The organism is Leifsonia sp. SIMBA_070 (assembly GCF_046534635.1).
GTDB lineage: Bacteria > Actinomycetota > Actinomycetes > Actinomycetales > Microbacteriaceae > Leifsonia.
Map to the genome: position 1 here is coordinate 1 of NZ_JAWRYK010000431.1, position 262 is coordinate 262.

At 52.3% G+C, this 262-nt stretch carries 1 rRNA gene; it reads left to right on the top strand.

What is annotated here, in order from left to right:
* Positions 1–262: ribosomal RNA gene (locus SB754_RS20970) — 23S ribosomal RNA — on the top strand; the annotation flags it as partial.

The window sequence follows — 262 nt, forward strand, 5'->3', positions numbered from 1 at the left end:
GGCGGAACACGTGAAATTCCGTCGGAATCTGGGAGGACCATCTCCCAAGGCTAAATACTCCCTAGTGATCGATAGTGAACCAGTACCGTGAGGGAAAGGTGAAAAGCACCCCGGAAGGGGAGTGAAAGAGATCCTGAAACCGTGTGCCTACAAATAGTCAGAGCCCGTTAATGGGTGATGGCGTGCCTTTTGTAGAATGAACCGGCGAGTTACGATCCCATGCAAGGTTAAGCTGATAAGGCGGAGCCGTAGCGAAAGCGAG